This window comes from Kiritimatiellia bacterium, from assembly GCA_028715905.1.
Classification (GTDB): Bacteria; Verrucomicrobiota; Kiritimatiellia; order JAAZAB01; family JAAZAB01; genus JAQUQV01.
The window spans coordinates 27,491-45,690 of the sequence record JAQUQV010000014.1 but is presented as its reverse complement, the minus strand read 5'-3'; the positions used below and the strand labels follow the sequence as shown (position 1 = coordinate 45,690).

The 18,200-nt window shown below is 55.8% G+C and carries 17 protein-coding genes; 12 read left to right on the top strand and 5 right to left on the bottom strand.

Translation table 11 applies throughout. The features are described from left to right. Nucleotides 1-218, bottom strand: a 218-nt coding sequence (locus PHP98_04640) for a hypothetical protein (protein ID MDD5482921.1), incomplete at its 3' end; no start/stop codon positions are given. Nucleotides 219-379: 161 nt separating this feature from the next. On the opposite strand from PHP98_04640, the gene PHP98_04635 reads away from it, so the two are divergent. The 3 genes from PHP98_04635 to PHP98_04625 all read left to right on the top strand — a co-directional run bounded on the left by PHP98_04635 (nucleotide 380) and on the right by PHP98_04625 (nucleotide 3,141). Further along, nucleotides 380-1,150 carry a helix-turn-helix domain-containing protein gene (locus tag PHP98_04635; GenBank protein ID MDD5482920.1) on the top strand — a complete coding sequence of 257 codons (771 nt, stop codon included), beginning with the start codon at nucleotides 380-382 and terminating at the stop codon, nucleotides 1,148-1,150. Nucleotides 1,151-1,294: 144 nt separating this feature from the next. Beyond that, complete coding sequence (gene lpxI / locus PHP98_04630; GenBank protein MDD5482919.1) at nucleotides 1,295-2,167, top strand: UDP-2,3-diacylglucosamine diphosphatase LpxI; 873 nt, start codon at nucleotides 1,295-1,297, stop codon at nucleotides 2,165-2,167. Continuing rightward, nucleotides 2,164-3,141, top strand: coding sequence for a Gfo/Idh/MocA family oxidoreductase (locus PHP98_04625; protein ID MDD5482918.1), 978 nt, complete (start codon nucleotides 2,164-2,166; stop codon nucleotides 3,139-3,141). The genes lpxI and PHP98_04625 overlap by 4 nt, the downstream gene beginning before the upstream one ends. A gap of 16 nt (nucleotides 3,142-3,157) precedes the next feature. Here the strand turns inward: PHP98_04625 and PHP98_04620 are convergent, their stop codons facing one another. The 4 genes from PHP98_04620 to PHP98_04605 form a co-directional block, all read right to left on the bottom strand. Continuing rightward, nucleotides 3,158-3,862: a hypothetical protein gene (locus PHP98_04620; protein ID MDD5482917.1), complete on the bottom strand. Its 705-nt coding sequence runs from the start codon at nucleotides 3,860-3,862 to the stop codon at nucleotides 3,158-3,160. Nucleotides 3,863-4,129: 267 nt separating this feature from the next. Beyond that, nucleotides 4,130-5,020, bottom strand: coding sequence for a hypothetical protein (locus PHP98_04615; GenBank protein ID MDD5482916.1), 891 nt, complete (start codon nucleotides 5,018-5,020; stop codon nucleotides 4,130-4,132). Between the two features lie 151 nt (nucleotides 5,021-5,171). Continuing rightward, on the bottom strand, nucleotides 5,172-6,446 hold the full coding sequence (locus tag PHP98_04610) for a hypothetical protein (GenBank protein MDD5482915.1): 1,275 nt from the start codon (nucleotides 6,444-6,446) through the stop codon (nucleotides 5,172-5,174). A 51-nt stretch (nucleotides 6,447-6,497) separates the two neighbouring features. Next, nucleotides 6,498-7,502, bottom strand: a complete 1,005-nt coding sequence (locus tag PHP98_04605; GenBank protein MDD5482914.1) for a VCBS repeat-containing protein — start codon at nucleotides 7,500-7,502, stop codon at nucleotides 6,498-6,500. An 811-nt stretch (nucleotides 7,503-8,313) separates the two neighbouring features. Between PHP98_04605 and PHP98_04600 the strand changes: the two genes are divergently transcribed. From PHP98_04600 to PHP98_04560, 9 genes are all read left to right on the top strand, one after another. Continuing rightward, nucleotides 8,314-8,577, top strand: coding sequence for a ribbon-helix-helix domain-containing protein (locus PHP98_04600; GenBank protein MDD5482913.1), 264 nt, complete (start codon nucleotides 8,314-8,316; stop codon nucleotides 8,575-8,577). 7 nt (nucleotides 8,578-8,584) lie between these two features. Beyond that, complete coding sequence (gene lpxB, locus PHP98_04595; GenBank protein ID MDD5482912.1) at nucleotides 8,585-9,718, top strand: lipid-A-disaccharide synthase; 1,134 nt, start codon at nucleotides 8,585-8,587, stop codon at nucleotides 9,716-9,718. Next, nucleotides 9,715-10,521: a glycosyltransferase gene (locus tag PHP98_04590; protein ID MDD5482911.1), complete on the top strand. Its 807-nt coding sequence runs from the start codon at nucleotides 9,715-9,717 to the stop codon at nucleotides 10,519-10,521. Before lpxB ends, PHP98_04590 begins: the two co-directional genes overlap by 4 nt. Before the next feature lie 2 nt (nucleotides 10,522-10,523). After that, nucleotides 10,524-11,516, top strand: a complete 993-nt coding sequence (locus PHP98_04585) for an NAD-dependent epimerase/dehydratase family protein (protein MDD5482910.1) — start codon at nucleotides 10,524-10,526, stop codon at nucleotides 11,514-11,516. Further along, a complete protein-coding gene (locus PHP98_04580) occupies nucleotides 11,517-12,554 on the top strand; it encodes a glycosyltransferase family 4 protein (protein MDD5482909.1) in 1,038 nt (345 codons plus the stop codon). A gap of 49 nt (nucleotides 12,555-12,603) precedes the next feature. After that, complete coding sequence (locus tag PHP98_04575) at nucleotides 12,604-13,206, top strand: hypothetical protein (GenBank protein ID MDD5482908.1); 603 nt, start codon at nucleotides 12,604-12,606, stop codon at nucleotides 13,204-13,206. Between the two features lie 219 nt (nucleotides 13,207-13,425). Beyond that, nucleotides 13,426-14,046, top strand: coding sequence for a YdcF family protein (locus PHP98_04570; GenBank protein ID MDD5482907.1), 621 nt, complete (start codon nucleotides 13,426-13,428; stop codon nucleotides 14,044-14,046). Nucleotides 14,047-14,139: 93 nt separating this feature from the next. Beyond that, complete coding sequence (locus tag PHP98_04565; GenBank protein ID MDD5482906.1) at nucleotides 14,140-16,260, top strand: hypothetical protein; 2,121 nt, start codon at nucleotides 14,140-14,142, stop codon at nucleotides 16,258-16,260. A 15-nt stretch (nucleotides 16,261-16,275) separates the two neighbouring features. Beyond that, entirely contained in the window at nucleotides 16,276-18,162 is a 1,887-nt protein-coding gene (locus PHP98_04560; GenBank protein ID MDD5482905.1) for a nucleoside-diphosphate sugar epimerase/dehydratase, read from the top strand. Nucleotides 18,163-18,200: the final 38 nt, after the last annotated feature.

Genomic DNA, 18,200 nt, shown 5'->3' with positions numbered 1-18,200 from the left:
ACACGCTGGTAGAACGGGGTAGTCTCCCACCCCCAGAGATCAAGATTTACCTTGCCCGGATTACTTGTGAACAGCGAATGTTCAGATACAACTGGCTTTCGGCTAATTAGGACAGCAATGGAATCCGGTTTTGTTTTAACATCCTGCGCCAAACTGCAAGCGCCCTTCAGCGACATTAAAACTGATATTAGGTATACCATTGTTATCTTCATCTTCATTGTTGTGCGCCTCCTCCTGTTGTTATTTTCGCCAACCGTAAACACTGAACCGTGAACTTTTGAACCGCGCCGATTTTTCTTGATTTAGAATCAAAATACACGTAAATGCATTTATTGTGAATAGCAGGTCGTCTCAAAGTTTTGGCAATTCGTCTCACCGGATGATTGGCGTAAAGCCGTGGAACAACTACAATCTGATCGTATGGGCGGCCGGTCAAAAGTATGATTTCCACAGCCATCCCCATTTTCAAGCAATCCAAGTGCTGGATGGGCGACTGGAAGTGGATTATGGCGAGGGATGGAAAGCGATTGCCCCCGGCTATGTCCATATATTGCCGCCCGGCCGCAGTCATAGGCTTAAAACAAGCGCCGGACACCGGCAATTCGGCCTTAATTTCACCACCAAGCCCGACAAGATGGGCTTGGTGGACGCAATGAGAACGGCCTTTCCGGTTCCGGCCATCCACTCCATGGGTTTCCACGTGTCTTGGCTGGAGAGTCTGAAGGCAGATGCCGTCATTCTGGGAAACGTGGCGAGATTGCGCATGCTGAACACGCTCATGGACTGGACGGTCGGCCTGATTGGATCAAAGCTTGAAAGTAAAAGCGATCCGGAGGCCATGCGTCTTGCCAGGATTCTCGAGACTTGGAACCGCCGTTCCATAAACGTGACGGATGCCGCCAAACAGATTAATTGCAGTCGGCCAAAAGCGCAACGGATTTGCAACAGGCGATTCGGATGCGGAATTATGAAGCTCCATGAAAAAATGCGCATGGAAGAAGCATCGCGTCTTCTGCTGAATTCCGGCCTGAGCATTGGCAAAGTTGCCGACGCGTGCGGATTCGAAGACATATACAGTTTCAGCCGGGCTTTTACCAGGGTTGTCGGTCTTTCACCTTCCGCGTTCCGGCGAAAAACAAAGGAAGGTTGATAATTTAACGAGACGAAGAAATGGCATCCGGGCAAAAAACAGGCAAATATGCATAGACAGTTGGCATATTTACCGTTATTCTGCTGGTCATGCGTACACGATTGCTTAGATTGTCCTTCCGCCAACAGACCCTGGCCCGTCCGAATGAAAGCTGATCTCCTTGATATTCCTGATGAGCTGGCCGTTATCGCCGGGCGCGGCGCATATCCGCTGATGCTGGCGGAGTCGGCCCGCCGGCAGGGCGTGCGGAAAATATTCGCGGCGGCCTTCAAGAACGAAACCGAACGGGCAATTGAAAAACTCGCGGATGAAACCCTCTGGTTCAAATTCGGCCAGTTAGGCGCCGTCCTGGAAGCGGTCAAGGCCAGCGGCGTCAAACATGCCGTCATGGCCGGACAAATCACGCCGCTCAGCCTGTTCCGTCTGCGGCCGGACGCCAAAGCGCTGGCGCTTCTGGCCGGGATGCGGCAGCGCAACGCGCGGACAATTTTCGGCGCGGTCTGCGCGGAATTTTCCGCCATTGGCGTGCAATTGCTCCCTGCCTGGCAGTTCATGGAAAATTCATTGCCGAAGGCCGGCCAGCTCAGCCTCCGGCCGCCGACCGAACGCGAACAAAAGGACATTGAACTCGGCATGCGCGCGGCGAAAGCCGTCAGCGCCCTTGAAATCGGCCAGACGGTCGTCGTCAAGGAAGGCGTCATTCTGGCGGTAGAGGCGTTTGAGGGAACCGATCAGACTATTCTGCGCGCCGGAGATTTGGGCGGCACGGGCGCGGTGGTGGTTAAGACGGCGAGAAACGACCACGACATGCGTTACGATATTCCGGTGGTCGGACTCAAAACCATGAAAATCCTGAAAAAGATAAAAGCCGCCGCCCTGGCCGTTGAGGCCGGGCGGACCATCATGCTTGAGCCGGATAAAATTATCGCGGAGGCCGATCGGATGGGACTGGCGCTGGTGGCGGTGGATACGGAAAATAGCAGGCACAAAGGCACAGAGGCAGAAGGCACAAAGTGACGGAAACCAAAAATACGTTAAATACTGATATTAGAAAAGTAAAGGTCGGCGTGGTCGGGGTTGGCAGTCTGGGGCAATGGCACGCCCGCGTTTATTCAGAACTGCCTGGCGCGGAACTGGCCGGGGTGTATGATATCAACGCGCGCCGCGCGCAGGAAATAGCCGCCCGCTACAACACGCGCGCCTTCAACGACTTCAACGAGCTGGCGGAGCGGGTTGAGGCGGCCAGCATCGCCGTGCCGGCCGATAAACATCATGCAGTTGCCATGCAGATGCTTGCGCGCGGGGTCAACCTGCTGGTTGAAAAACCGATTGCCGTGACCACGGCCGAGGCGGAGGAGATGGTGGCCCTGGCGCGGCAAACGAAATTGATTTTACAGGTGGGACACCAGGAGCGCTTCAACCCGGTCATGAAATTTTTAGAATCGGTAATCGCCCGGCCCAGATTCATTGAGGCTCACCGCCTGTCTCCCTACCCCGCCCCGCCGCTTTTCGGCGGCAAGCCGCGCGGAACGGAAGTGAGCGTGGTCCTGGACCTGATGATTCACGACCTTGAAATCATCCTGCACCTCGTCCGCGCGCCGGTCAGGGAAATCCACGCGGTCGGCGTTCCGGTCTTGAGCCTGAGCGAGGACATCGCCAACGCGCGTTTGAGTTTTGAGAACGGCTGCGTCGCCAATGTAACCACCAGCCGGATCAGCCCGGAAAGCCTGCGGAAAATCCGCGTGTTCCAGGAGGACGCCTATATCTCGCTGGATTACCAGCGCCAGTCGGGCGAAATATACCGGCGCCAGGCCGGCCGAATAGAAAAGGAACGGGTCCCCATAGAAAAGGGCAATACCCTTGACATGGAGCTGGCCTCGTTCATTGATTGCGTGCGGGCCCGCAGCAGTCCCGTGGTAAGCGGCGAATGGGCGGCCGCGGCCCTGAAGCTGGCCGTTGATATCCGCCGGCACATCTGCGGACAGGGTTGACCGCCTTGTTTTCTCATTATTTTAACTGTAAAGTAATAAGACCGAAAGAGGGACTGCGATCCCCACCCTTAATTCCCACAATGCGGATGCACACGTCTTGCCGTGCTCCTTGAGTAAGCTTTACCCATTTGCTTGCCTTTAATCCGGTTGAGGTAATGGAAACGCCGGGACCGGAATCACCGTCCAGATAATCCCAATCTGATTGGTCCGTGGAATATTGCACAAGAATGCCGGCCCCCTGGGTAGTGTTGGCGGTAGCAACCAGAACCGTCAATCTGGCCTCGGTATAATCCGACAAATCAACCTGCGTTCTGTGGATAGTATATCCGGCGAATTCCGTCATATCCGTCGGCTGGTTCCTCCAACGGAAAGCCGATCCCTGGGCCAGAAAGGTTATGGTTTGTCCCGGCCAATCCCTTCTGCGCCGGCCGCCCAGCGTCAAGGCCGACACATTGATCAATTCCCTGTTCGCCAAGTCAACATTGCCGACCGCCGGATAATGAGACCAGAATGAAGCATCCCTGACATAGAAAGAATCCAGAACATTGGTCAAATCACGCCATCCGGTGATGGTCGTGCCCCGCAAAGTCATGGAATTCGTGGCGTAAAAATTGGCGGCCTGGTTAGTGCTCGTCCCGGTTTCTACGCCAAATGTAAATGACGGCGCCAGAATGCCAAGCGCGACCATGGCCGATATTTCAAGGGCTCTTTTTTTATTCATATATCACCGTCTTGAGGAGCCTGCCGCCGGACGAAAGGCATGGATTAAGACCCCACAGCGAACCGCCACCCGCAAGGCTACGCACGATGCCGATGGCAATCTGCCTGCCGCATGCTTTTCCTGGCAAATTTCCGGCCACCAAGGCGCTGATGCGGCATGGCCCTCATCTCAAACCAGCGGTTGGCCGACCGCCGGCAAGGTTTCAAACCCTGGCCAGCGCCCGGGCAAACTTCTCCGTAAATTTGTCACTCGCCGCAACGGAACGCTTTAATTATCCGTCCGATGCACTTCCACCCAATTTGCTCCGTCATAAACCAGTTGAATGACGTCATGGGAATTCATTGAAAAACTCACGCCTTCCGCAAGTATCACGCCCTTGCCGTTGCTAAACTTGATAGGAGCGTCATTGGTACAGATGACCGTGAGGAACTGACCGATGGATCCCGCCGCGATTGACTTCTCGCAATCCGAGAACGACACCGGAGAGCCGTCGTTGCCGATCTTCGCGACCGCCCGGGCAACCGACACCGTCGTATTATTATCGGGAATCTGCTGCGAGCCGGGCGTATAAACGGCCATATTCCAGTCATTCGTGCGCGCATTCAACGCGTTGACGGACGAATCGAGCGCGTTCGTGGCCGTTTCCAGGCTGCCGACGCGGCCGTTTAGCGAGTTCGTGGCATCCTGCAGGGCAATATCCGCGTTTTCGCGCGCCGTGGTTTCCGCGTTGACGGCGTCATTCAGCGCATTCGTGGCGCTTTCCAGATTGCCAACGCGCGTATTCAACACGTTCGTTGCACTTTCCAATGCAGAATCCGCGTTTTCGCGCGCCAGGGTTTCGGCGTTAATATTATCCTGCAGGGCGGCGTCGGCGTTTTCACGCGCCGTGGTTTCCGCGTTGACGGCGTCATTCAGCGCATTCGTGGCACTTTCCAGGTTGCCAACGCGCGCATTCAACGCGTTCGTTGCGCTTTCCAGTTCCGTCAGGTCTGTGCCCGGTATCTCATTCCAGGACGCAATCCTTTCGCCACCCAGCTCTATGGCTTCGGTAGCACGTAAACTTCTGACCACGTTGGTGCCCTGGCCGTCCTCAACAGCCGACACAACGGCCGGCGACAACGCCGCAAGCGCGGTGACCGCACCGATTATTGCTCTCATTGTTATCTGTCTCATCTTCATTGCTTATTTACTCCTTTTTCCGTTTCGTTTAACTGTTACAGTTGACTTGCGAACATTTTTGTATCCGTCTTCCCTCCTTTCCTTATTTTCGCATTCAAAAAATCAGACTGAATGCGTCTGTTGTTTTTATTCAGGGGCGGTAATGGTCGTCATTGTCCGTCCGCCGGATTTCAACCCAGTTTGACCCGTCATAAATGAATTGAATAAGATCATTGGTGCTCATATAAAAATTCACGCCCTCGGCCAGTTTGAGGCCCTTGCCGTCGCTCAGCCTGACACAGCTGTTGGTGGCCTGGATAATAAGCGCCTGGCCGGCTGCGCCCGGAGCAATTTGCAGCGCACAACCGGCGAAGTCCCGGAGCGTTCCATCGGTTCCGATTCTTGTGAACGCCCGCGCCACCTGGATTGTGGTATTATTGTCATATATGGTCTGATTGCCCGGATCCCAGATCACGCGGCCGGATACGGACAGATTATTGCTCACGATCAGCGGGCCGGTCATTGAATCGCCGGCCTTATGAACGGCCGCCGTATCCGTGACGACAACCTGAATATTGGTGAGACCGGCGCCGTCGCCGAAAAAACCGGCGTTATTGGTCAACGGCCCGCTCATTACTCCGCCGCTTACCGGCAGGCGCATACTGATTGCATTCCAGATTTCGCCGGTCGCGGCAGAATAATCGGCGATGAAAACGCGCCGGCCGACGGCTGTCCATAGATTTCCGGTGGCAATGCTATAAGCGGAAGCCGCAACGCGCGCGTTGACCGCGGCCCAGAGATCATTGGTAGCCGGCGAAAACACTTCGTTAGCCCAGTTGGTAATGCCGGCGTCGCCGGGCAAAACAGCCTGCCAACGGCCGGCGCCGGCGGCATCGGAAACCAGCACATAACCGGCGGCCGCGCCGGCCGGCATTTTGAAGCCTGCGACCTGAATGGCGCCTTTAACATCCAGTTTTTCACTGGGGGTTTGCGTACCGATTCCCACTCTCCCATTCGGCGCGACATACAGGTCCGGACCGCTGACGGTCCGCGCGGTGAGCGCATAGGGGGAAGCGGTAATGCGCTGGCGGGGAGACAGTGTTTCTCCGTTGATGCATATTTCAAAGTATAATTCATCGTCTTCAAATATTGACGCAGGAAGCGGCGTCTGCGAACCGAGAGTCGTTGAATACAATCCGTCTTTGACCGGTATAGAATCGTGTTTTTCCGACCAGAGCGGTTCCTTCCCGCCGTTAAATATGCGGAATATGATTTCAACCGGAGAATTTACGCGCCGGCCGTATTTATCCAGCAGTCGTCCCTGATAGTTTATCACGCCGGCCGGTTCAGCCTGAAGAAAGGCCAACGGCCAAAGCCAGACAAGGAGACATATCCGCATGATATATTTGCCGTTCAATGTTCTCATGCGATTGATAACGCACAAACACGGGCGTCACGCCAAAAGAAAAAACATGGGTTACCGGGGAGGAATAACGGCAAAACCTTCGGTTGATTTGAACAGAAATAATGCGGTTTGGTCCCGGCTTAAAACGGCCAGATCCGACATTCCGTCGTTATCATAATCACCTCTATACGGCATTGCGCCTTCGCCGCCGAAATGGGCGTCAACGCCCTGATACCCCTCAGCGGAAAGAAATCCTTTCCAGAAACCGGCACTCGGCTCGTAGACCATTGGATCAGCTATGAGATCGCCGTCATAATCGGCCGGCACCGGCAGATAACCGCAGCCGCCTAGGGAAAAAGAAACCGATCTGTACTGACCGGAAGACAACGTTACCATCCAGCGTCCGGTTTCTTCCTGATAAACGGCAGGATCCGTCAGACCGTCGCCGTCAAAGTCGGCAACAGCCGGCATCGCATTGGCCTCGCCATAGAAAAACACAACGACGGCGTACAATTGCTTTGAAAGAAACACCGTCCAGCGTTGTGTTTCCGGCATAAAGAAGGCGAAATCGGCATATCCATCACCGTCATAATCGCCGGCCGCAGGCAATTCTTCCGGCGGCACAACGTATATCGCGGATGCGTAACTGCTGTCTGACAATGCCATTTGCCACAAGCCATCCGCCTGCCAATAGATGCACGGATCCGCTTTGCCGTCGCCGTCGTAATCTTCGGGACAGGCCAACCCCCCCGGCCCGCCAAAATTTACAGATTGAATCATTCCCGAAGAAGTTGAGAGGATAAAATACCATATCCCGTTTTCTTCGTCATAAGTCCAGGCGTCTGTCCGCCCGTCGCCGTCAAAATCACAGCGGAAGATCGTGCGGCGCACGTCATGCCGGATATAAAAGCCGCCATCATTGAAAAAATCAGCATTGGCTGAAACGCCGACCGGACAATTTATGGCCAGCGCGCTGTCTGCGGAATACGAAACGCTGATTGCCAGACTGCCCGAACCGGCGATGGCGTGCCATTGCGCATCGCCTTCGGCAATAATTTGACGCTGATCAACGGCCATGCTTGAAACACAGGTTATTAACCACGGCGACAGAAAACATATCACCGGTTTGAGCCTGAATAAAATTCGGTTACTCATTATCCCTGTTTAATGGGACTCATACATAGCGGCCGAAGCCCGAATAGTCGCTCCCTGTCCGGCGCCGCTTTTTTCCCGGAACAAAATATTACCTGAATATTGCACGAAATTCGTGCAATATTCAGGTAATACCAAGGGCGCGGATATACATTTTAATCTTTATCATGCATTCCGGGCAAATCCCATGCGTAAGTTCTGCGCGCGAATTATTGATGACGCACATTTCAACCTGCTCCCAGCCCCCTTTGCTATTGCGCGTTTTCCGGCAGTAGGCGCATACGGGCAGCAGAGGGCGCAAAGATTTTCCTGTTTTTTTCTCCATAAACGCCGCGCACCAAAAAGAGCGCCTGTCCCAAGCGCGCGTTTTCTCACTCCCGGCAGACCTCCATGTCATTCGCCACACTAGCCGGCGGCGGCGCGGAAACAGAATCCCGCATTTCAACGCCATTCAACGGCTGACGGCCGGTCTCATAATCGGCAAGTTTGACGCTGATGGACAAGCGAACTAATTCGCAACACGTTATATTGTTCAGACGCGCCAGACGTTGCACTCGCTCTTTCAGGTCGCCGGGCATCAAAACGGATTTCTGATGCTTTTTCCTTATGCTCTACAATGTAGAGCGTTGTATATGGCTTGTCAATATATTTTTTCGTCATAATATTTCTTTTCTAAACCCGGCTTTTCCGCTATTTTTTCCGCATAGCGATAAAAACAGGAAGACAAAGGAGCGCCATGAGAAAAGAAGCATCGCTGCCTGTGCGCTTGGATACCGATTTGAACCGCCGTCTGAACCGCGCCGCGAAACGATTGGGGCTGACCAAGTCCGTCTTGATCCGCATTATGGTTAAATCTTTCGTGGACCAACTGGAGGCGAACGGCGGAAAAATCACTTTTCCGCTGCGTTGGCAGGATCAAAATCCGGATACATCGGCTTCCCCGCAGAGATACGCGGCCGAGCCCACAGCGCAATATGGCCCTAAAGACGGCAAGCGCTGAAATATAAATGAAGAACAAATCGGTCATGGTGATTGCCGGCGAAGTCTCCGGCGACATGCATGCCGCCGCGCTCGTGCGCGCCTTGCGCCGGCGCGCCGGCCATGTTGATTTTTTCGGGATCGGCGGGGAGGAGCTTGCCAAAGCCGGCATGGAAATCTGCCGCCACACGCGCGATATGGCCGTGCTCGGCCTCAGCGAGGTTTTGCGCAAATATTTTTTTTTCAGGAAAACTTTTAATGCGATGACCGCCCTGCTCCGGGCACGCGCCCCCGACGCCGTTCTGCTCGTGGATTATCCCGGCTTTAACCTGCCGTTTGCGGCCGCCGCTCATAAGGCCGGCCGCCGGGTCGTTTATTATATTTGCCCGCAGGTCTGGGCCTGGAACCGCGGCCGCATCGCCGGTATGTCTGAAAACGTTGACCGGCTTATCTCCATATTCCCATTTGAAGCGGATATCTTCAAAGGCACAAAATTGAAAGTTGACTTTGTGGGCCATCCCCTGGCCGGGCCGGCGGAAACCGCCCGTTCCAAGCCGCCGGCTGCATTGCCCTGGAACGGTTCTCCTAAAATAGCCCTGCTGCCGGGCAGCCGCAAGCAGGAGATAGGTCTGATTTTGCCGGCCATGGCCGAAGCGGCCCTTATTTTAAAAGAGAAACAACCGGACGCCGGTTTTATTATCGCGGCCGCTTCGCACGCGGCGGCCGGATGGATTGAGGAAACTCTGGCCCCCTTGAAAACGGCCGGAAATTTCGCGATTATCCTGGACAATACCCGCCAAATTCTGAGACAGGCCGACGCCGCCTGGGTGGCCTCCGGGACCGCCACGATTGAAACGGCCCTCATGGGCTGCCCCATGGTCGTGGTCTACCGGGTGCGATGGCCGACCTATCTGGCCGGCCGGCTCCTGATCCGCGTGCCGTTCCTGGGCATGGTGAATATCGTGGCCGGCCGGCAAATCTGTCCGGAACTGATCCAGAACCAGGCCGTTCCGGAAAAACTGGCCGCGGCTCTGGCCCCGCTGGTCGTTCCCGGAAAAACGCGGAACGAAATGATCAGGGAACTTGACCGCGTTCGGACCATCCTCGGAAAACCCGGCGCGGAAGAGCGCGCCGCGGAAATTTTACTGGAAGAGCTGGCATGAAAACCAGCGTGCTCATTAACGTTTATAACAGGCCGGACATGCTGGCCGCCTGCCTGCGCGCCCTGGCGCTGGGTCCCAGGATGCCGGACGAAGCCATTGTTTCCGATGACGGCTCCGACGAAAAATGCGTCCGGAAAATGCGCGCCGCATTTGACGGCCTCCCTTTTCCGGTCCGTTACGTGCGCCAGGAACACAAAGGCTACCGGCTGGCCGCCGTGCGCAACAACGCCGTCCGCGCCTCAACGGGAGAATACCTGGTTTTTATTGACTGCGATATCCTATTGCTCCCGGAAACGCTGGAAAAACATTTGCGGCGCGCCGGCGCCGGGCGTTTCCTGGCCGGCAACCGCGCCCTGCTGGACAAAGACAGCTCCGCATCTGCATTGCGCGGAAGCATAAGCGCGCGCCTGCTGGAAACGCTCTGGGACGAAGCCGATAAAAGCCGCCTGCCCAAAATCCACCGCAGGTTCCAGCGGAATCTACTCCTGCGCCGGCTGGGATTATCCGCGCCGCACAAACCCAAAATCCTGGGGTGCCATTTTTCACTTTTCCGCAAGGACGTTGAACGCGTCAACGGGTTTGACGAAAATTTCACAGGCTGGGGGCTGGAGGATGACGATTTTGCCCGGCGGCTCTACCGGGCCGGCGTAAAAGGCCTGTCGGTTGTTCAGGATGCGCGCGCGTTACACCTCTGGCATCAGCCGGCCGATTCAAAACCGCAGGCCATCTCCGCCAGTCCGAACTGGAATTATTTTAAACGCCCGCATGTTCCGGCTTATTGCAAAGAAGGCATTAACCCATAAAAATGAATATTCTCGTTACAGGAGCGACCGGCGCGGTTGGACCGTCTATCGTGCAGGCGCTGCACGATGCGGGCCATACGCTCCGCGCCTTGGCGCTGGACAAACCGCAACCCGGCGCATTCCCCGCGCAAACGGAATTTCTGACCGGCGATGTAACCGACCCGGCAACCGCGCAATCCGCCATGCGGGATATTGATGCGGTTGTGCACCTGGCGGCGCTGCTGCACATCGTTGACCCGCCGCCTGAACTGCGCGCGAAATATGAACGCGTCAACGTTGGCGGAACGGCGGCGATTGCCGAAGCGGCGGCCAAGGCCGGCGTAAAAAAAATTGTGCTGGCCAGCACAATCGCGGTATATGGCTTTTCAAACGGACGGATTTTAAACGAGTCTTCCCCCACCCGTCCGGAAACCTATTATGCCGAAACCAAGCTGGCGGCCGAAAAAATCGTCTTGAACGCCCGAAGCGCGGATTGCAAGGCAATCGGAACAATCCTGCGTTTCGGCGCAATCTACGGCGCGCGGATCAAGGGAAATTACGAAACGCTCGTCAAGGCATTGGCCCGCAACCGTTTTATTCCAATCGGCGCCGGCGGGAACCGGCGCACGCTGGTTTATGACAGGGATGCGGCGCGGGCGGTTGCCCTTGCGGTTCAACATCCGGCGGCGGCCGGCGGAATTTATAATGTAACCGATGGAAAATTTCATGAGATGCATGCAATCATTGCGGCAATCAGCGCCGCCCTGGGACGCCGCCCCCCGCGATTTTCAATCCCGCCCGGCCCGGCCCGCGCCGCGGCCGGATTGTTTGAAGATGTTTTCAATTTGCTCGGCCGCCGGCCGCCTTTGAACCGCGCGATCATTGACAAATACACCGAGGATATCGCGGTTGAAGGAAAAAAAATTCAAACGGAATTGGGATTTACCCCGCAGTATGATTTGATCAGGGGCTGGCAGGAAACGATGCGCGAAATAAAAACAACGGAAGATTTTTAAGTGCTTTATATTGTCATTTCATTCTCCGCGTTTGCGCTTGCTTATTTTCTTACAGGCGGCCTGCGCCGCTGGATCGGCCAGCGCCTGCTTGACATTCCCAACGCGCGCAGTTCGCACACCCGCCCCACCCCGCGCGGCGGAGGGCTCGCCGTTGTCGCCGTGGCGCTGGGAGGCAGTTGGTTTGTTTTGCCCTTTATGCCCGCCGGGATAAACGCGCAACAATGGCTGATATTCACCCTTGGCGCTTTGCTGATTGCCGGGGTCAGCTGGCTTGACGACCTGCGTTCACTTTCAACTGTTGTCAGATTTGCCGTTCACCTGGCCGCCGCCATATTGGCATGTTTTGCTTTCGGCGTATGGGATACGGCAATTTTGCCCGCCCTGGGATGTTTCAAACTGGGCTTATGGGGCTGGTTGCTGACCTTGCTTTGGATTGTGGGGTTGACAAACGCCTATAACTTTATGGACGGCATTGACGGGATTGCCGGCTCTCAGGCGGTTATGGCCGGATTGGGATGGACAATCGCGGGAATAATGCTGCCCCACCCCTTTTTAAGCGCGTTCGGCCTGCTGCTGGCGGCATCCAATCTCGGTTTTCTGGGGCACAACTGGCCTCCGGCTAAAATATTCATGGGCGACGTGGGGAGCGCCTTCCTGGGCTTTTCCTTCGCGGCGCTGCCCTTAATGGCCGGACAACAGGACCCGCGTTGCATGCTGATCGGCGTTTTATTCGTATGGCCGTTTGTATTTGACGCGGCATTCACTTTTTTACGCCGCCTGATCAACCGCGAAAATGTTTTAGCCGCGCACCGCTCCCATCTTTACCAGCGCCTGGTAATTACGGGGCTTTCCCACCAGGCGGTAACGCTTCTGTATGCCGGTTTGGCGGCAACCGGCGTGTTATCGGGCGCGGCTTACATTGCCCACCCCGAAAAAAACCTCGTTTTGGCTTTAACCGCGGCGGCAATTTGCGCGGGCGGATTGCCGGCCCTGACATTCTGGCGGGAACGCCGCCTGCGGCGGGGGGAGAAAACATAAACACCCGGGGTTATCCCATAACCCCCGCCAGCGGGAACAGCGCAAAAAAATGAAACTTAAATCGCTGACGCCATTATACGGCGTGAACTATAAGATCGGTTATATCGGCTTCACTTTTGACGACTCATCCATTGTGTCGCACGGCATCGCATATTTCACGCGTTGGACGCGTATGAGCGACATAAAAGTTTCCCATGTGCTGGTCGTGGCGGGGAAAAATATTTGCATTGAAGCCCAGATGGGGCAAGGGGTAGTAAAGCAACCTTTAATAAAATATTTCAACAGCCGCACGACGCAAATCTTTTTCCGAAAACCGCGCCGCTACACGCAAAAAATCGGAAGGCGGATCGTGCGCGCGGCCGCGCGGCAGGTGGGCGCCCAATACGATAAGCTCCTGATTGCCGCACAAGCCATGCAAGGCTGTTTCCTCGGACGATGGTCCAAGGCCGTTTTCGGCGATAAACCCCATAAATTCATCGGCCGCCTCCTGAACGAAGAAGACAAGTGGATCTGCAGCGAGTTGGCGGCCTATGCCTTGGATTCCCAGGCTGAATACAGGGACAAAGGCGTGCTGAAAAAACCCGACTTCACGATCGCCCCCCAGGAATTGTTTGAGGATGATGTTATCTTCTGCAAATGGCATAAAAAATGATGCCCGCGGACTGCTCAACAGGCTCTGCGGCTCGCGATGCAAAATTCATAGTTTCAGGTATCAAGTATATTCCCTGCAAAATGAAGTTGACAACGCTATTTTGCAATACAATACTGGCATTATTGATGGTATGCCGCAGACACCTTTGCCGCAATATGACGGTGTACGATTAATTCCCCATTACGAATGACTCTATCCGGCTTAAAAAATATCATCTGAATGAGAGAAAAAAAACCATTTTTCACGGTGACTTACGCCGTCCTGGTCCTGGCGCTGCTTGTTATCAGCTCCGCCAACTCATGGCTGCCGGCCATCGGGCGCTGGTTTTGGGTGCCCCCTGATGTCAAAAACGCGGAAGCAATCGCCGTCCTGGCCGGCGGCGGCCCGGAGCGTTTATGCCACGGACTGGAATTGTTCAAGCGCGGCCTGGCGCCGGAATTATGGTACACCGGCAAAGGAAAGTTGGAGCAAAAAAACGACCTCATGGATCCGGAAATAATTTTGTACCTTGCCGAACGCCGGGGCGTGCCCTCCGAAAAAATATTTTTCCTGAACTCCACGAGCACTTACGAGGACGCGCTGGCCATCGCGGCCAGGGCAAAACAAAAAAGAGTCAAATCCATACTGCTCGTAACCAGCTGGTATCACGCCCGCCGCGCCATGAACACGCTCCGCCATTGTCTGCCCGACACCAATATCGTCCTGCACGTGAGCTCTTCCACCAACCTTCCGTACACGCCGGACAACTGGTGGCGGAACGACGAGGGGTTGGTGGCGGTCAACAACGAGATAATTAAAACCGCGCTTTACTGGCGGAGGTACGGCATCGCGCCGTTTTAAAGAACTGCCCCGCCGCCGCGCTGGAAAACGCAGAGACGGGAAACTGAGCCCTGCGATCTCTGCGCTTCTGCGGTGGAAAAAAATAGATAAAAAATGTTTTCTTCCGTTATCATCTATTTGGGACTGTTTCTTGCCTTGTTTTTTCTGCCGGGATTTTTTACCGCCGTAATGCTGGGGATCAGGAAATTCCGCTTCCTGCTTTCGTTTGCCCTTTCCTATTCCCTGCTCGTGCTCACGCTCCTCCCCTGTAAATATTACGCCCTGCCGATCGCCCGCTGGCAATGGTGTTTTTTCGCGCTCTGGGCGATTCTGGCGGCCGGGGCGCTGGCAAGGACAATTGTAAAATTGAATTCAAATCGTTCCGTTAAGCCCCAGGCGGCGGGAAACGGCAGCGGGGCAAGAACCGGAGGCCGGGGACCGGGCGGGAAAAGCTTTATGCGCCGGCGCGCCTTTTCACGCGCCGCGATCCCCCTCGCGCTGGCCGGAATAATCTGCGGTTATCTCCTTTACGCCGGCGTCTATCTTGAAATTCCTTCCGATGCCCTGACGCACATTGAACGGTTTCAAGCGCAGAAATTAATGGTGGTGGACAAGGGCGCATTTTCCGGCAATCCGTCTTTCAGCTCGGTCTTCCTGGTGCAGGGCCAGCATTGGTATTTCCTGCATGCCTGGCTTTGCCTGGTTTCCGGCCTGGCAATTATGGATTCGCTCCGGGCGCTGACATTTGCGAATGTGATCGTCTTTCTGCTGGGAATTTATTATTTCGCCCTGTATTTGTTCGCCGGATTGCGTCTTTCCTCTTTTAAAAAAATGATGATGGCCGCGGCGGCTTCGCTGTTTGCCGCCGTTACAACGGGCAATGCGGTGTTTGCCTATATCCGTTATTACACCTTCGGCCCAACCATTCTCAATTACGTCCTCTTCCTCGCGGCTATGGCGGCGATCATGGCCTGGCTGAAATCAAATTACTGGTTCGGCGGCGAACGCCAGGGGCGCTTCGGCCACGCGCTCTGGATCGCGCCGGTTTTATTGATCGTTACTAATGCGGTTCACACCCAGGAGGCATTGTTCATCTTTTTCATGACCCTGGCGCTTAGCCTGACAAAAACGGCGGTCAGTTTACGGAACAAACCTGTGAATTTCCGCGGTTGCCGCGGCCCGCTTGCGCGCCCGCGCGGCTGGACAACCGGAGAATGGAAAACCGCGATCATGGCCGCGGTTCTCCTGATTGTCTTTTTCGCCGGGTTTGCGGTCATCCGGGATTGCCGCCCGGGCCCCTGGGTCTCCGACCGCACGATTCTGCCGCATATCAATGTTCCGTCCGAGCCGGTCAACTTCATTTTCCGCAGCGCGCTGATCAGTCCCCCGCAAAATCCCTACCTGCGCCTGGCGGCGTACCAGCTCTTCCTTTTTTACCAGGTGATCGGATGCTGGGGGCTGTTTGTGTACCTGTTGTTCTTTCTGGCGATCCGGCGCTTTGTCAAACTGCCCTACCTCCTGGCGGGCATGATTGTGGTTCCATGGTTGACAATTTTCAACCCCCTGACGATTGACCTGATAGTGCGGATAAGACAGGCGATGGCGTTATATCGTTTTATTTACTTGATTCCCCTGCCGTTTGTCGGCGGTTATTTCCTGGTTTATTTCCTGGGCAAGGCGCGGGAATACGCCAGGGGAACGCCGCGGACGGCATGGCTTAAATTTGCGGGATGCATCCTGATTATTGCCGGATTGGTCGGACTGGTTTTCCCGGTCAACGCGGCCGGCGTTTATGCGCCCTACAGCAAAGTCTACACCTTGCGGAAAATTCCCGTTAACAACGACTACCTTGCATGGGAAGACCTGGGGCGAGCATTGGCCGAATATGAAAACAAGGTGATCCTGACGGATAAAATATCCGCCCGATTCCTGTGGTGTTACGCCCCGAAAAACACCTGCCGCCCCGTGGAATGGCTGCATTCCTCAAAACCGGCGGCGGAAGAGCCGCGCCCTTACACCTGGGAAAAACTCCGCGGCCGCGGGCTGATTGTCATCAATCGCCGCTGGGGCGGCTTAAGCGCCACCGGCCGGATCGCGCGGCATTGGCCCGAAGATTTTCCCGTTAAAATGAGCCGCTGTTATTCCGCGGAAACGCAAAATTATCTGGAAGCCAACCCGGAAAAGTTCCGGAAAATATGGTCCCGGAATCGGATTGCAGTTTACGCCGTTCAGTGATATTTTTCAATTTGTATGCGAAACCGGTACTTGTTTTTGCTGGATATTGCGCTCCTGGCAATGATCCCCACCCTCGCCCTGGCCATGCGCGTGGACAGCGCCGGATGGGTTGCGCACTATAAACCGGCCCTGATCAATTTCACGATCCTGGCGCTGGGAGTCAAACTGGCTGTTTTCAGCATGTTCGGCCTTTACCGGCGCTACTGGCGTTATGCCAGCGTGGATGAACTGGTCAGCATAATCCTCGCCGTCGGAACCGCGACCGTGATTGTCGCCGGGCTGTTTTTCGGCGCCGGGATAGCGGGCCTGGACGCCGGACGAAACCTGCCGCGGTCAGTGCCGTTTATTGACGGACTGCTGACGCTGATGGCGGCCGGCGGCGCGCGTTTCAGCGTCCGGATTGCGGCTCATAAACGTCGGCGCGCAACCCCCTTGCAGCCGAACAAATCAGTCCTGATCGTGGGCGCCGGCGACGCCGGTTCCATGATCGCCCGCGAAATGCTCTCCAGTCTGCACATAAATTTTGACCCGGTCGGTTTCGCGGATGACGACCCGGCTAAACAAAAGAAATCCATTCACGGCATTCCGGTCCTGGGAACCCGCCGGGATATTCCTTCCCTGGTCAGAAAATATAAAGTTGAAGAGGTGGTCATCGCCATTCCCACCGCCCCCGGCAGCGTGATCCGTGAAATCAAAACGCTCTGCGAAACCGCCGGCGTGCCGTCGCAGACAATACCGGGCATGTACGAGATTCTCTCCGGCCAGCTCAGTGTCGGGCAGCTGCGCAACCTGGACATTGAAGACCTCCTCCGCCGCGAGCCGGTCAAAATTAACGCCGCGGAAGTTGAAAAAATGCTGTCCGGCAAGCGCGTGCTGGTTACCGGCGCCGGCGGCTCAATCGGCTCTGAGCTCTGCCGCCAGATTGCGCAGTGTTCGCCCGGACTCATTATCCTTCTGGGGCACGGCGAAAACAGTGTTTTTTTGATTGAGCAGGAACTGCGCCGGCGTTGGCCGAAACTTTCTTTGAAAGCGGCGGTGGCCGATATCCGCGACTTGCCGCGCTTGACTTCCGTTTTTGAACAGAGCAGGCCGCAGGTGGTCTTTCACGCCGCCGCCCATAAACACGTGCCGATGATGGAAGACAACAGCGCGGACGCGGTTACCAACAACGTGGGCGGCACACGGACTCTGCTTCAACTCGCGGAACGGTTTGCGGTTGAGCGCTTTGTCCTGATTTCATCCGACAAGGCCGTCAACCCGACCAACATCATGGGGGCCACAAAACGGGTGGCGGAAAAAATAGTGCAGGGCGTGGCGCAAAAAACAGGCCGGCCCTACGTCGCCGTGCGGTTCGGAAATGTTCTGGGCAGCCGCGGCAGCGTTGTGCCCATGTTCCGCGAACAAATCGCGCGCGGCGGCCCGGTAACCGTAACGCACCCCGAAGTAAAGCGCTATTTCATGACCATCCCCGAGGCGGTTCAACTGGTGCTCCAGGCCGCCACGCTCGCGGGGGCCGAATGCCAAACCGGCGTGTTCGTGCTGGACATGGGCCAGCCGATCAAAATCGTTGACCTGGCCCGGGACCTGATTGAGCTTTCGGGCAAGCAGGTCGGAAGGGATATTGAAATCGTTTTCACCGGCCTCAGGCCGGGCGAGAAACTGTTTGAAGAGCTTTTCAGGGACGGCGAAAACTACCGCCGCACGCGCCACGAGAAAATATTCGTGGCCGGCGGCGATCCGCCCTCATCACCCGCCAATTTAAAATCCGATGAACTCGTGGCCCAGCTCCTCCAGGCTGCGGTGCAAGGCCGGACGGACGACATCCGCAAACTGCTGAAAACAATCGTCCCCAATTACACGCCCGCCGAAGACGCCAATGCCATTCAGCAAACTCCCGGTTGACCGCGCCGGCGGACAATAAAACACGCTTGCCGCCGAAA